This is a genomic window from Ktedonobacter racemifer DSM 44963, from assembly GCF_000178855.1.
Classification (GTDB): Bacteria; Chloroflexota; Ktedonobacteria; order Ktedonobacterales; family Ktedonobacteraceae; genus Ktedonobacter; species Ktedonobacter racemifer.
In genome coordinates this window covers 307,267-320,457 of sequence record NZ_ADVG01000003.1, presented here as the reverse complement: position 1 = coordinate 320,457, position 13,191 = coordinate 307,267, and the positions used below count along the sequence as shown (strand labels likewise).

The following is a 13,191-nucleotide window of genomic DNA, read 5'->3' as shown; positions in this document are numbered from 1 at the left end:
TATTTGTAGGATTTACTGTGCAAAAAAAGCTAGAACCGTAAACAAGACTGGAGACGGGAGTGATTCATCCAGTTCTACTCTGGGAGAAAGAATCACTTGGGCAAGACCGCAATAGTCTTCTTGTGGGTGCGAAGCTCACGGGTTGCGCAACGAGTTTTATCTCCCCAGTGAATGGACTTGAGAGCATCCTTGCTAACGTTCCTGGAATGGCGAACATGTAGTTCGGTTGCGGCCATCATGCGCGCGCGTAGCGCATGAGCACAACGCCTGATGGGAGTGGGCTGGATTCGATCAGGCGCAGATGAACGCGCAGCCCCTCAGGAAAAAGCTTCTTGTCTCCCTATGCCTGAAATAGCAGGCGCTCCTGGAAATCCGGCGTGTGCTCAAGCCGGGAGGAAGGCTGTCAGCTCTCGTCTGGTCGAAGCCGGAACACAATCCTCTTTTTGCTCCATATGTCACTCTTGTAAATAACTTATGGGAGGTAGAGCATCCGCAAGAAAAGGCGTCTGATCCTTTCTCACACCAAGTTTGCCAGTTCGCCCTTCTTGCTGCATAGTCTGAATCTGCTGGAGACGCTAAATCCTGGCCTTCTTCTCTGCATATTGCAGATACTCACCAGGGTTCGCGTGTTTCCCCGATCAACGCTCAGACGGAGAACTGTTCAATTTGCTGATATTCAGCCTCGCTCAGATGGAAATCGGCAGCGATAGCCAGTTCATCGGCTTGATACGGGTGGCGCACGCCAACAATGGCCGCTGTCACTGCTGGGTTATGTAGCGCCCAAGCAATAGCGACCGTTCCCGCTGTGACGTTGTGTGCCTTTCCAATCGCCGTGAGGAGATCGGCGAGCGCCAAATTACGCGTCAAGCGCGGCTCCTGAAACTCCTGACCCTGTTTGCGCCAATCACTATCTGGCAGTTGCGCAATGCGCTCACGGGTCATGTGCCCAGACAAGAGGCCCGACGCCATAGGGGAATAGACGATCGTACCAATCGTGTTTTGCTGGCAATAGGGCAGAATTTCGTGCTCCGCCTGACGATTAATTAATGAGTACGGTGGCTGTAGCGTTTCAACTGGCGCTATCTTCTCCGCGCGCTGCAGTTGCGCTACGTTGAAGTTTGATACACCTATATGGCGTACTTTCCCTTCCCGTTTGAGTTCGGCAAGTGTATTCCACCCTTCTTCAATCTCTGGATCGGGATTGGGCCAGTGTATCTGGTACAAATCAATGGTCTCGATATCGAGTCGTCTCAAGCTCTCCTCAACTTCATGACGGATCGAACTAGCTTTCAGGCTGCTCCTTACCTGCATCCCCTCATCCCAGATCAGTGAGCATTTCGTGAAGATATAGGGTTGTTTGCGCCCCTTAATGGCTCTTCCCACCACCTTCTCGGATCCTCCCAACCCATAAATAGCAGCGGTATCAATCCAGTTGATGCCCAGGTCCAGAGCACGTTGTATCGTTGCTATAGACTCCTGGTCGTCCTGGGGACCCCATTGATTTCCACCAAGTGCCCATGTTCCCAGCCCGATAGCTGTAATCCGCATATCTGTTCTGCCAAACTGATGTGTTTGCATGGTGAGTGATCTCCTCATTTTTTCATTGGTCGTGACTATTCAGTGCCTGTTTGCCGAAGACTTCTCAGCACCAATGGTACTTTACATGGAACAGGGATGTAACGTATTCCATCTCCACCTCAATCTTGCCACTTGCACAGTGACGAACGAGGTTGAGACGAAAAGCGACCCTTTGTGCCACATCCAAGAAGCATGGGCAAACAAGAGAGTGGAGTTTATTTTATGTACTGGTTGGTATAGGCGTCCGAGACCTTCTGGATGGGACGTATCATCTTCTGCGCAACCATGAATTGCTCCATAGCTTGCCAGGCCACCTCATCATTGGTACCAAGCGTTCCATTCCCTTGCCAAATAGGAATGGTTGCCTTCAATATCTCCAGCGTCTGTTGGGTATTGGTCATGCCGGGAACATAAGGCTTACTCAGCGTGATCGCATCCTCAGGATGATCGATCACATATTGTAGCCCCTTTAATGTGGCTTGCACAAACTCATGGACCACCTGCGGCTGTTCCTGAAGTGTGGTTTCAGGGACAATAATCCCTTCTGAGATGAGTGGTTGATAGTCAGAGACAGCGAATGTGCGAACCTGTACATTGCGCCTGGCAAGCTGTAGTGGTTCGTTATTGGAGTAGCCTATAATCGCATCCACGCGATGAGTGAGCAAGGCCGCAACCTGTGTAAAACCTATTGATTGAAGCTTGATATCAGAAAGCGAGAGATGCTCCTTGTAGAGAAATGCTTGCAGCGCAGTATAGCTTGACCCATAGGGACCGGGTATGCCGACAGTGTGTCCCTTTAAATCGGCTGGAGACTTAATTGGTGAGTCGGCAGGAACAATTAAGCTGATGGGGTACTTCTGGAAGATTGTTGCGACATTTTTTGCCTGTATATGCTCATTGCGAGCGGTAAGCAATTCATCGCCACCAGCCATAACAAATGTATTCTTTCCGGCCACCATCGAACCGATGAGGTCTGGAACGATACCATGATGAAAGGTAACATTCAGACCTGACTCACTGTAATACCCCTTTGATTGAGCAACATAAAAAGGTGCGAACTGGATGTCTGGTATATACCCTAGACCAATAGAAACCTGTTGTACTCTATTTGAAGAGGTCGTTGTCGTGGTTGTACTTCCTCCGCAACCACTCGCTAACAGGCTGATGGACAACAACCACAAGCCGAATACCAGAAGGGAAAACGAACTAGGACGTCGGAACATTAATTACCTACTCCATACGTGAAATATATGTATATGTGTGTATTTAGCCATGATCAATTCAGCTACCTGGACGATAAGGCGAACGATCAGAGTTATAAACAGAAACACAGTTTAATATTATTCCCCTGGGTGCTAAACATACGTTTTGAGTAAAGAACTTGTCAACCCCTCTGGTAAGAGAGTGAGAAGGTTTATAGGCTGACTTCACCAGGATTGTGCCAGATCCGAAGCGTGAGCAGTCGGCGTGAAAAGTGAGCACTGATACGAATGTACCTGGGAAAAGCGCTCTCCATTCGGTATACTCCCTGTAGGGATTGTAAATTGCGTTCGCGCATCGCAGGCGATCCTTCTCGTGAGAACGCTTCATGTACCGCTCGTAAAGGAGGGAGACCGATGGTCACATCGGCGTTTTCACAGGGCATACAACAAGTAAGCAGGACATGCCGCTCCATCGACTCTCTTCTATTTCAGAAAGAAGGAACATCAAGATGAAATCATCCACAATTTCTTCAGAGCAGGCAGAAATTTCCTCCGCTTACATATTCCAGCGCTCGTGCCTTGCGGCCTGCATTATCCTGGCACCGCTCTCCATCACACTCTACCTCGTCACCTGGCAGGGAAATGGCCGCGCGCCTCTTATCGCCAGTGCGATGGCAAGTCCTACTGCCAACACGCTGCACCTCATCGGTGCCGTTGCTGCCTCCTTCTTCTTGCCCCTTGGCTACCTGGGCATGTCGCTCTTGGGCATGCGGCGTGCGCCGTGGCTCGCCACCATCTCGGCGGCACTCTCCCTGGTCGGCTGGATACCCTGGGCAGCGCTCATCAGCCTCGACGACCTGGCCTACGACATCGACCGGGGCGGTAGCACCCCGCAGCTTGCCGCGCTCTGGACGCGCTTCAATGGCGACACTGTCATGACAACCTTCCTTCTCATCTACATTATCGGCCATCTGCTCAGTGCTGTGCTCATCGGCTTCATGCTTGGCCGACTGCACCTCGTCCCTGCTTGGGCTGCCTGGGCCTTTGCCCTCACTAGCCCGCTCACCATCCTCCTCTTTCCCGTGCATATGCCTATCGTCTTCCAGGATGTGCTCATATACCTGATCTGCGCTCTCTGGATCATCGGCACCATCCCCGCTGCCCTCGCCATGCTCAAAAATACAGACTTGGCACCACTAGCGTCACTACGTGCATAAAGGCAACGCTCCGCTGCTCAGAGGAAGTGACTAGATGATGAATTTTAACGACCCAAAAGAGCACACACCGGCGACATCTTGCCTCTTCTCGTCAAATCACTCCTCACAGGCCGCTTGCGGTCTTTCTTTACAGAGAAGGTGGCGAGAAAGCCCCGGTCATTGATGCCGGGGATGAATCGCCACCCCTGCGTGAGCGTGAGGACCGGATAAAGCCAGCCTTCTAGAACTTGCGTTCTTCTCGACTCTCTGGTACAATAGGCGTGCGAGGATCGATCGCACGTATGAGATTGAAGGAGGAGCAGGCATGCCAAAGAAATGCCTGGGGCAATGCAAGAAGAAGGAACAGCAGGAGAAACGGCCTGCCACCCCCACCTTTCTGCTCGAACTGCCCCTGGTCGTCAATGCAGGGCAAGCCGCCCGCCTGCGTGCTCACCTGGAAGCCGCTCGTCAGCTCTACAACGCCATCCTCTCCGAAGGACAGAGGCGCCTGCGCCGCATGCGGGCTGACCTCGCCTGGCAAGAGGCTCGTGCCCTTCCTCGCATCCACAAAGCGGAACGAGCCGCCGCCTTCTCCGCTTTGCGCAAGAGGTATAGTTTCTCTGAAGCCGCTCTGCATGAAGCGGTCAAAGGACTGCGCGTCGGCTGGATTGCGGAACATAACGAGGCGGTGCTGGCTCAAACCCTGGCCACCCGCGCCTATCGCGCCCTCAACCGCGTCTGCCTGGGCCAGGCGAGACGGGTGCGTTTTAAGAGCCGAGGACGCGGTTTCTCCAGCATCGAGAACAAACGCAATGATACCAGTCTCCGCCTTGTCCTGCAGCCACCCGAGGCCGGAAATGCAGGGTTTGTGCTCTGGAACGGAGACCAGCTGCCCGTCCTCATCGATTGGAAGGATGAAGTGGTGACCCATGGGCTCAGGCACCGCATCAAGTATGCCCGCCTCATTCAACGTCCCGCCAGCAGCCCCAAAGCGGCTGGCGCTGATACACAGGGCTATCGCTACGCGCGTCCAACTGGCCTTGGAAGGCAAGCCCCACCACAAACCCAAGCACAAGGTTGGGCAAGGTATCGTTGGGGGGGATCTCGGTCCCTCGACCCTGGCCCTCTTCCCTCAGGAAGGGGAAGCGAGCCTGGAGGTGTTCTGCGCGGAACTGGCACCTGATGGCAGGGCCATTCGCCGTTTGCAGCGGCAGATGGAACGACAGCGGCGAGCCGCCAATCCGGAGAACTACGACGAGAAGGGGCGCATCAAGAAGCAGGGCAACAAGAAACTGCGGTGGAAGCAGAGTAAGCGCTACCAGGCCACCCGGCGGCGCAAAGCGACCAAAGAGCGCAAGCTGGCAGCGCACCGCAAGAGCCTGCATGGCCGCAAGGTGCATGAGGTGGTTGCACTGGGCAAGACCATCATCCTCAAAAAGATTTCCTACAAGGCATGGCAAAAGCAGTTTGGCAAGAGTGTGGGACTGCGAGCCCCAGGGATGTTTATAGAATGGTTGAGACGCACCGTTGCAAGCACGGGCGGCACCCTGGTGGAAGTTCCCACACGCACGACGGCGCTGAGCCAATGGTGTCACGGCTGTGGCAAGCGGGTGAAGAAGCCGCTCTCTCAGCGTTGGCATCAGTGCTCCTGTGGCGTGGGTTCTGTCCAACGTGACCTGTATTCGGCGTATCTTGCCGCCTCCCTTGATCCAGCAGACCCTATTCCCTCGTGTGCCCGATACCAGGCGTATTGGGAAGGTGCGGAGGCGCGCCTGCGGGCAGCACACGAGCGTACAGCACAACGCGCGAAAGAAGGGCAGAGCCTGCCCCGAAGCTTTGGTCTGACCAGAGCCGGAGCGCGTCTGCCCAAAAGGTCAGGGGAACCACCACTAGAGCCAGCTCATCTCCTTCGGGGTGAAGAGCGGGAAGCGTGGGCCGAACCCCTGGAACCCCCGCTGCTTTAGCACGGGGAGCTCTCAGTTGCCGCCAAGCACGTGTGTCTTGAACCATGCGTTGCGAAACGCGCCGCGCGGGTCGAGCCGCTCCACCAAACGGACAAAGTCGGAACGGCGTTGGTAGAGCGGAGCGATTGCCGCTGCATCCGCATAGAAGGCCTTGCCCCAATGCGGGCGCGCCTCGAACGGGGTCAGAGCGTCCTCGATCTGGATGACCATCTCCTGGACCGCGTCTGGCTCGCGCTTCCAAGTGAAGTGGATGCCAACGCAGTCTTCCTCGTAGTTCATGCTCATCCACAGCCGATCCGCGGCCACTCGGCGAATCTCACTCACCTGCAGGAGCGGTTGGATCCTGTCTGCGAGGGCGCGTAGAGTTTCTATAGCCACGAGGGCGTGCCGCCGGGGGACGAGATACTCCGACTGGATTTCCTGGCCGCTGCTGGGCGTGTAGCCCATGCGGAAATGCGGCAAGCGGTTGGACCAGAGACCGGGCCGCCCCAACTGCGGTGTACAAGGGGTCGGATCGAGTCCAGCGATCGGGTGCCGATCAACCGTTGCGGCAATCGCGCCGAAGAGGTCACCCTCCACCCGGTCGGGTTCATCCATCCGGCTCTTGACCCAGACCTGATCGTTCGTCTGGCCCCAGCGGGTAAAGATGCTGACGCTGTAGCCGCACGAGGTGATCTCATCGAAGTGGTCGTAGAGTGCCTTCCAACTGAGTCCCTCGAACACCTGCTGTTTCATCTCGTAGGCTGGCTGCACGTCCAGGGTGATTCGGGTGACCACGCCGAGCGCGCCAAGTCCGACCACCATGCCGTCGAAGTCGGGCTCACCTCTGGATGCCTTGATGATCTCACCGCTGGAGGTTACCATCTCCAGTCCGGCGACCGCAGTCGCGAGGTTGCCACAGGTGACGCCCGAGCCGTGCGCCGCCGTCGCCACGGCACCAGCGACGGAGATGTGGGGAAGTGAGGCAAGGGTGTGCAAGGCCACCTCCTCGTCGTTCAATGTCTTGATCAGATTGCCGTATGTTATCCCACCGCCTAAGGAGACCGTATGTGCTTCATGTTCGACGAGCACATTAGCAGGCAGGTCCTCAAGCGTGATCAGCTCCGAGGCGTCGGCGATGCCGTTGAACGAGTGCCGCGAGCCCAACACATGCACGCTGGCCGCCTTGGCGACGATCTGCTGTACTTGTTCAATCGTCCTCGGTCGGTGCAGCTTCTGTGCCTGGTACGTGTAGGTGCCAGCCCAGTTTCTTTCTGGCACAGATATCTCAGCCATTGCCTTCCTTCTTCCTTCATTCCCGATCTCCAAGCCTGACGAGGAGGAGAACGGGCTTCTTTGGGGAAACAATACCTCATGTCTTCCGCATTGTACCACTACCTTGCCATGTGCAGTGTCTGGCGTTGGATTATGAGTTGTTAAAGAGGTCTCCAGAGATTGAATGGCCGCAAGCGTCGCTGAAGTGAAATGATTGCCGACAGCCGCGTTTTTGAAAGCCTGTCCAGCAGTGGTATATTGCGACTTCTTCCATTAGCGAACCCGCCAGATCTGCACGGTGTGATCGGCGCTGGCGGAAGCGATATACTGGCCATCAGGGGATCAGGTAATGGAGTAAACATAATGATACCAGGCTGTACCAAGATATGCGTCAAGTGCGTGTTTCTTACCAAGAGAATGTCTTCGGTACTGAATATTCCAGAAAATCTCTTTAGTGATCCAGTTTCCTTTGGCTCATGCGGTGCTGTTCAATGAGTATGATTATTTCCGCACGCTGAAAATGCTGTGCCCATCCCAATGCTGTTGCCTCAAATTCGCTATCCTTGAGGTCAAGATCATTGGGAACGGTGAGCAGAACTTTCGCGAGTTCAAGATCGCCCCGTTCGACCGCGATATGAAGGGGGGTGAGCTGCCTTTCTCCGCGCTGAACGTTGACCAGCTCTGGATGCTCGATCCGCAACCGGTGAACTTGTTGTTTCCATCCCATATCCCATGCGGAGAGAAGATCAAGAGGCACTCCGTGGCTGACGAGCCAGTCCACCGAGGCGGGTTGCTGGCAGTGAACTGCGATATCCAGGGGCGTCAGCCCATTGGACAGGGGATCGTGGAAGAACCTGTCTTCAACACGTTTGCCTCTCTCGTCGAGGGCCATGACCTCACCTCGTCCGGTTGCTTCCAGAAAGAGTATCTGATCGTTTGTTGGTGGGGGAGCCGCTAGCGTCTGCGTGCGCAGATGCCAGCTTGGACCGTATCCCATGGACTGAAAGCCGACACGCCGGTACACCGGCTCTCCCATGGGCGTTGCATTGAGCACGACATGATGGCATCCCATCTGCCGTGCAAGGTCGCATGCCTCCCACGCCAGCGCGGTCCCGATCCCCTGGTTGCGAGCCGAAAGCCCCACGCCCATCGCAAACATCCCCCCTATCCCCCATTCGCCGGTCGTGATATTGAGCATACATCGCCCCACTATCTGATTCTTCTGGAAAGCGACCAGGCTGCGCACATGGTGCGGAAACATCTGATGTAGGGCAGCGCGAGCTTCTCTCTTCTCTGCAGGGTAGGAAGAAAGATCATCTATCTGGTAGGCTGGTTCGTCCTCGATAGCCTGAATGTCAAAGGCGGAAGAATGGACATGCTGACCCGAGAGATCACGAAGGTTGCACCACATCCAGTGCGGTTGCCAGTTTGGTTCAAACCCACGAGCGAGCAAGCGCGCGGCAAGGTCACCTGGAGGAATCGCGGTGAGATACCAGCAGATCGCCCCCTCCATGGGACGTTGAGCGCGATACCACTCCAGCGCACGGTCTAGCTGGTCGCCAATCTGGAGAGGATTGACAGAAGAAATAGCCAGGTGCCCGCTCGTCCACATGATGCCTTTTTCAGAAACCACTTCTTTCGCCCTGGCTTGCGCACAGCGGGCAAACCAGCCCTGGTTATTTAAGCTCAATGCCTGCCACTTTTGCTCAAAGGTTGGGTCATCTTCTAGGAAGAGTTCTTGACGGTCTCTGTAATCCATAACTGACTTTCATAGTAAATTCAGGGTAATTAGCTCTTCAATTGTCACAAAGTTGACAATACCTTATCTTTTGTTCAATGCCTGTGTATCATACTGCAGCTGAGCAGCAATTATATCCTTGACATTTGCGTTGGACCACTCTCTGATCGGCGCAATCAGTTCACGGAGACTTCTCCCCAGAGGCGTTTAGGCGTTCGCCTCCTTTTTCCCTTGCTCAAACATCTTCTGTGTGACGACATGCTGCTTCAAGGGCTGGGAGAACGTAATCGAGGTTGAAGGTTGACCATAGACCGCGAGTTGGTCAAGGACGCTGTCCAGGTGATCGATAGAGGTTGCGGCTACCTTGACCAACACCTGATCATTGCCTGCCATGCGATAACACTCAAGTACCTCTGGGAGTTCACTGACAGCGGAAGCCATGTTCCGGCAGTGGAGTCCCGCCGCTGGCACTAAGCGAACCAGAGCCACGATTGGCAAACCGAGCCGAGCAAGGTCAACCTCAACATGATAGCCCGTAATGATTCCCTGCTCCTCCATCTTTCGCATGCGCTCAGCAACGGCGGGCGCAGTGAGTCCCACCCGTTGTCCCAACTCGCTGTAGGAGAGGCGTGCGTTCTGTTGCAACGCTTCAAGCAGTTGCCAGTTTGTCTCATCAAGGAGCTTTTTGGTTTCTAAAGTCATGCTTCGCTTTTCCTTTGGTATCTGAAGTTTTCTAGGACCATTGCTTCCATTTTATTCTCTACTTTACCACAAAACGATGCTACACTAGAAACGCAGAGGAAGCAGATCAGGAAAGCCCTTGAGAGCATCATTTTGCGCAGGTGTGTCCTCCTTTTGCTCTCCCACTTCTCCTTGTCTACCAGGGAATCTTCGGCACCATGACTGGCCTGTCCTATCTGATTGCCCCGGCTCTCGGAGGTGTCATTATGCAATACCTGGGGGCGGCAACTCTCTGGCGCGCCTGTTTGGTGATCGGTCTGCTCATAGCCTGCGCTTATCCGGTGTTGGGCAAAGTGCAACAACCCCTTAAACAGAGACAGGCACTCAAGCAGAGAGTCGCTGGACCCGCCATAGGCGAGGCATGGGGCGATGATTAGACTCCTGTTGGTTGTAGCTAGTTGTGCTGTTTCGATAGTACAAACGTGACAAAATGAACCATTGTAAGACAAGAGAAGGAGAAACCGATGAGAGAACAGAATGTTCGTTTCTACATAGTTGACGTCTTTGCCCAGGAGCCACTGAGCGGAAATCCGCTCGCTCTGGTGGTGAATGCACAGGGTCTGAGTCAGGCGACCATGCAGCAGATCGCGCGCGAGTTTAACCAGTCGGAGACCACCTTTCTGCTTCCGCCGACCAGGCAGGAGGCCGATTGGCGTCTGCGTTCATTCACCCCAGTGGGAATGGAGGTTGGGGGCGCCGGTCATAATGCGCTCGGGGCCTAGTGGTGGTTGGCCGAAGCGGGTCAACTGGAGTTGTCTGGGCCACAGACCGTCTTTCAGCAGGAGATAGGGGAACTGGTCCTCCCAGTGGAAGTGTTGGCGGAACGAGCGCGAGAGGGAGAACAGTGGCAACCGACCACCATCGGGATGACACAGACTGCGCCGTCATTTGGAGTCACCCACCAAGATTCAGCGGCGTTGGCGGCAGCTCTTGGTCTGGAGGCAGTCGATCTGTCTGTAGAGGGTTTACCTGCACAGGTCGTTTCCACGGGGGCAGCACATCTGCTTGTGCCAGTGCAGAGCTGTGAGGCACTAAGGCGAGCTCAACCAGATGCGAAACGTCTCTTCCAGCAACTTCGCTCAGTTGATGGTCGGGGCTGCTATCTGTTTAGTCTGGACACGGTTGATCCGGTTGCCGCAGCCCATACACGCTTCTTCAATCTCACGGAGGGGATTGTCGAAGATCCGGCCACGGGAACTGCTGCCGGTCCACTCGCCTGCTATCTGGCGAAGTATGGCCGGATCGTATCTGAGGCAACGGTGACGATTGAGCAGGGCTATGTACAGGAAAGGCCAAGCCGTATTGAGATACGCTTGCACGGCAATGAGGTGCGCATCTTTGGCGCTGGCGTGACGGTGGCAGAAGGCGTTCTACGACTCTAACAGAGACGGGAGAACAAGCAAGGCTTCACGCTCCAGTCTGGCCTTGCCCTTGCACATCCGCCAGCCGATCACCCGTCAAATCTTGTGGGCAAAGGGCATCCATTCCGCATCCGCGTAAGGTTTCCAGCCGTCGGCTCCCCCACTCTTGCACGCGATTCATCCAGTGATCGGCTTGCGAAAGAATATGGGCCAGCCAGACGACGCTCAACTCGCCCACGCTCAGTCCTTTGCGATGGCCGTGAGTGGGAATATGCTTGTTCAGCAACTCGCTCAGCCTCATGCGCTGCATGTGCGTGATCAGCAATGGGATGTCATCCATCTGTTCAATTTCAATGCTCAAGGCTTCTTTCATACCTTGAGCTTATCAGAATCTTGTTGTTGCGTCCAATTTAAGCGAACGGCAAGCAATTTGCTGGACTTTAATTTTTTGCAATACTACTGTTATCTTTATCCCAGATACTAGTCTGCCAGCGAATAGGGCTACGCACCACATGCCCCTACAGCCGCTTGTGGGCCACAGAGTTGGTTGCCCATACCTATGCCAGCAGAAAAGTGCAACTGGTTTCCGGGTAGGAGTGTCAACGTCGCGCCTGAACCAATGGGCTGTACATTCCCAGCTGTAATTGTTCCATAAGCGACGTTGCCAGATACCCTGGAAAACTGTATATTTTCTGTGTAACCGTCGAGAATACCTCCCTGTAACGAATCACACGGCTGCTTTACCGCAGGACCACACCAAGTGTAGGTGCGCGCTCCAAAATGCGCCTGACCATCCGCGTTAACGACCAAGTCTGCTCCATGAGCGTACCAGAAACCAACAAACCTGCTGAAATCAGGTACCTTCTTCGGCATGTGGGAATCAGCCGCTATTGAAGTTGAACGCGTAGCGGCGCTGGCAGTATTGGTGGTATATTCTATGAGCGGTAGCAGCGCAAACAGCCCACTTAACATGGTCAGAACAATAGCTTTTGTAGAAAGTCTCACTAATGCAATCGTCCAAAAGAAAGTAGGAAAGTAGCCGATATGAGAAGGTATGCAACCCATTTTCATTCGACCACTCACCGAATCCGAGCGAGCCCATATCGAGGCTCACTTACGCTCCGGCTCAGCCTTTGTGCTACGCCGTTGCCAGATCCTTCTGGCTTCAGCCCGTGGAGAGCGAGCCATCGCCATTGCGCGGCAGCTGGGCTGCGACGACCAGACAGTGCGCAATGTGATCAAAGACTTCAACGAGCAGGGGCTCGACGTGCTCAAGAAGGAGTCCTGTCGCCCTCATCGGCTACGCACCAGCATTGCCGACGAGAATCTGCCAGCCTTGCGCGATCTGCTCCATCGCAGCCCGCGCGATTTTGGTATCGAGCGCAATCTCTGGTCTCTCCCACTGGTGGCGCAAATCTGCTTGTCACAAGGACTCGTAGCTGCCCCGACCACTGCTGCCAGTGTCCGCCGCGCGCTCAAGCGCTTGGGCGTCAGTTGGAAACGAGCCAAGCACTGGATTACCAGCCCCGATCCGCAGTATGCACGAAAAAAAAGGCTCGTGACCGCTTGATCGCGTACGCTCAACCCCGCTCTGATTGGGCCATTGGCTTCCTCGACGAGGTCTGGTGGAGCCGATTTGCTCTTCCACGCCTTCACACCTGGCAAGATCCAGAGTACCCAGTCCGTTTGGTTGAGCAATCCTGGCAAAAGAATGACCCTGACCCAAAAGCATTGGCTTGCTATGGTGTCCTCTGGCAAAACGGAACCACGGAGGAACCCGTGCGAGAGCAGATGTGGCTTCGTTTTGTCACAGGACGCCCGGTGAGTGAGATCACCATCCAGTTTCTGGACTGGTGTTGTCAGCAATTGGCCGCACAAGGCAAACGTCAGTGGCTCCTCATCTGGGACAACGCCTCCTGGCATGAAAGCCGCGAGAGTGCGCACCTGGATCAGAAAACACAACCTCGCTGTCAAACAAACGGACGAAGGGGTACGGATTTTGCCTTTCCAACTGCCCACCAAAAGTCCCTGGCTCAATCCAATTGAGCCCAAGTGGGTGCATGGCAAACGCAATGTGGCCGAAACCAATGGGCTGCTTTCGGCTCACCACCTCGCTGAGCGAGTCTGTGCCTATTATGGGTGTGCATATGAGCCACA

Annotated in this window: 10 protein-coding genes and 4 pseudogenes; 7 read left to right on the top strand and 7 right to left on the bottom strand. The window is 54.9% G+C overall.

Going from position 1 to position 13,191, the window contains the following annotated elements; all coding sequences use genetic code 11:
• Nucleotides 1-364 precede the first annotated feature (364 nt).
• Entirely contained in the window at nucleotides 365-556 is a 192-nt protein-coding gene (locus KRAC_RS79770; protein ID WP_420795841.1) for a hypothetical protein, read from the top strand.
• 89 nt (nucleotides 557-645) lie between these two features.
• On the opposite strand, the gene KRAC_RS30465 is transcribed toward KRAC_RS79770, so the two are convergent.
• The gene (locus tag KRAC_RS30465; RefSeq protein WP_007914002.1) at nucleotides 646-1,578 is read right to left on the bottom strand and encodes an aldo/keto reductase; all 933 of its coding nucleotides are present in this window, start codon (nucleotides 1,576-1,578) and stop codon (nucleotides 646-648) included.
• Nucleotides 1,579-1,793: 215 nt separating this feature from the next.
• Nucleotides 1,794-2,801, bottom strand: coding sequence for an ABC transporter substrate-binding protein (locus KRAC_RS30460; RefSeq protein WP_007913999.1), 1,008 nt, complete (start codon nucleotides 2,799-2,801; stop codon nucleotides 1,794-1,796).
• A gap of 488 nt (nucleotides 2,802-3,289) precedes the next feature.
• Here KRAC_RS30460 and KRAC_RS30455 point away from each other — a divergent pair, with 488 nt between their 5' ends.
• Entirely contained in the window at nucleotides 3,290-3,997 is a 708-nt protein-coding gene (locus KRAC_RS30455; protein WP_007913994.1) for a hypothetical protein, read from the top strand.
• Between the two features lie 304 nt (nucleotides 3,998-4,301).
• A pseudogene (locus tag KRAC_RS66655) lies at nucleotides 4,302-5,940 on the top strand (nuclease/transposase family protein).
• 12 nt (nucleotides 5,941-5,952) lie between these two features.
• Here the strand turns inward: KRAC_RS66655 and KRAC_RS30440 are convergent.
• From KRAC_RS30440 to KRAC_RS30430, 4 genes and pseudogenes are all read right to left on the bottom strand, one after another.
• Nucleotides 5,953-7,215 carry a D-arabinono-1,4-lactone oxidase gene (locus tag KRAC_RS30440; protein WP_007913992.1) on the bottom strand — a complete coding sequence of 421 codons (1,263 nt, stop codon included), beginning with the start codon at nucleotides 7,213-7,215 and terminating at the stop codon, nucleotides 5,953-5,955.
• 252 nt (nucleotides 7,216-7,467) lie between these two features.
• Nucleotides 7,468-7,536, bottom strand: a pseudogene (locus KRAC_RS79765) (WD40 repeat domain-containing protein); the annotation flags it as partial.
• A 109-nt stretch (nucleotides 7,537-7,645) separates the two neighbouring features.
• Complete coding sequence (locus KRAC_RS30435) at nucleotides 7,646-8,953, bottom strand: GNAT family N-acetyltransferase (protein WP_007913990.1); 1,308 nt, start codon at nucleotides 8,951-8,953, stop codon at nucleotides 7,646-7,648.
• Nucleotides 8,954-9,139: 186 nt separating this feature from the next.
• Nucleotides 9,140-9,634 carry an Lrp/AsnC family transcriptional regulator gene (locus KRAC_RS30430; protein ID WP_007913989.1) on the bottom strand — a complete coding sequence of 165 codons (495 nt, stop codon included), beginning with the start codon at nucleotides 9,632-9,634 and terminating at the stop codon, nucleotides 9,140-9,142.
• 140 nt (nucleotides 9,635-9,774) lie between these two features.
• Here KRAC_RS30430 and KRAC_RS30425 point away from each other — a divergent pair, with 140 nt between their 5' ends.
• Nucleotides 9,775-10,050, top strand: coding sequence for a hypothetical protein (locus KRAC_RS30425; protein ID WP_169460966.1), 276 nt, complete (start codon nucleotides 9,775-9,777; stop codon nucleotides 10,048-10,050).
• Between the two features lie 87 nt (nucleotides 10,051-10,137).
• Nucleotides 10,138-11,055, top strand: a pseudogene (locus tag KRAC_RS30420) (PhzF family phenazine biosynthesis protein).
• A gap of 52 nt (nucleotides 11,056-11,107) precedes the next feature.
• Here the strand turns inward: KRAC_RS30420 and KRAC_RS30415 are convergent.
• Nucleotides 11,108-11,407 (bottom strand): annotated as a pseudogene (locus tag KRAC_RS30415) (IS1634 family transposase); the annotation flags it as partial.
• A gap of 681 nt (nucleotides 11,408-12,088) precedes the next feature.
• Here KRAC_RS30415 and KRAC_RS73910 point away from each other — a divergent pair.
• Entirely contained in the window at nucleotides 12,089-12,604 is a 516-nt protein-coding gene (locus tag KRAC_RS73910) for a helix-turn-helix domain-containing protein (protein WP_007905169.1), read from the top strand.
• On the top strand, nucleotides 12,601-13,080 hold the full coding sequence (locus KRAC_RS73905; protein ID WP_244422345.1) for a hypothetical protein: 480 nt from the start codon (nucleotides 12,601-12,603) through the stop codon (nucleotides 13,078-13,080). The genes KRAC_RS73910 and KRAC_RS73905 overlap by 4 nt, the downstream gene beginning before the upstream one ends.
• Nucleotides 13,081-13,191 lie beyond the last annotated feature (111 nt).

Excerpts from the sequence above, each read along its gene's own strand:
- KRAC_RS30465 (WP_007914002.1), bottom strand. The coding sequence starts at position 1,578 with ATGCAAACACATCAGTTTGGCAGAACAGATATGCGGATTACAGCTATC.
- KRAC_RS30440 (WP_007913992.1), bottom strand. The coding sequence starts at position 7,215 with ATGGCTGAGATATCTGTGCCAGAAAGAAACTGGGCTGGCACCTACACG.
- KRAC_RS30430 (WP_007913989.1), bottom strand. The coding sequence starts at position 9,634 with ATGACTTTAGAAACCAAAAAGCTCCTTGATGAGACAAACTGGCAACTG.
- KRAC_RS30435 (WP_007913990.1), bottom strand. The coding sequence starts at position 8,953 with ATGGATTACAGAGACCGTCAAGAACTCTTCCTAGAAGATGACCCAACC.
- KRAC_RS30455 (WP_007913994.1), top strand. The coding sequence starts at position 3,290 with ATGAAATCATCCACAATTTCTTCAGAGCAGGCAGAAATTTCCTCCGCT.
- KRAC_RS73910 (WP_007905169.1), top strand. The coding sequence starts at position 12,089 with ATGCAACCCATTTTCATTCGACCACTCACCGAATCCGAGCGAGCCCAT.
- KRAC_RS30460 (WP_007913999.1), bottom strand. The coding sequence starts at position 2,801 with ATGTTCCGACGTCCTAGTTCGTTTTCCCTTCTGGTATTCGGCTTGTGG.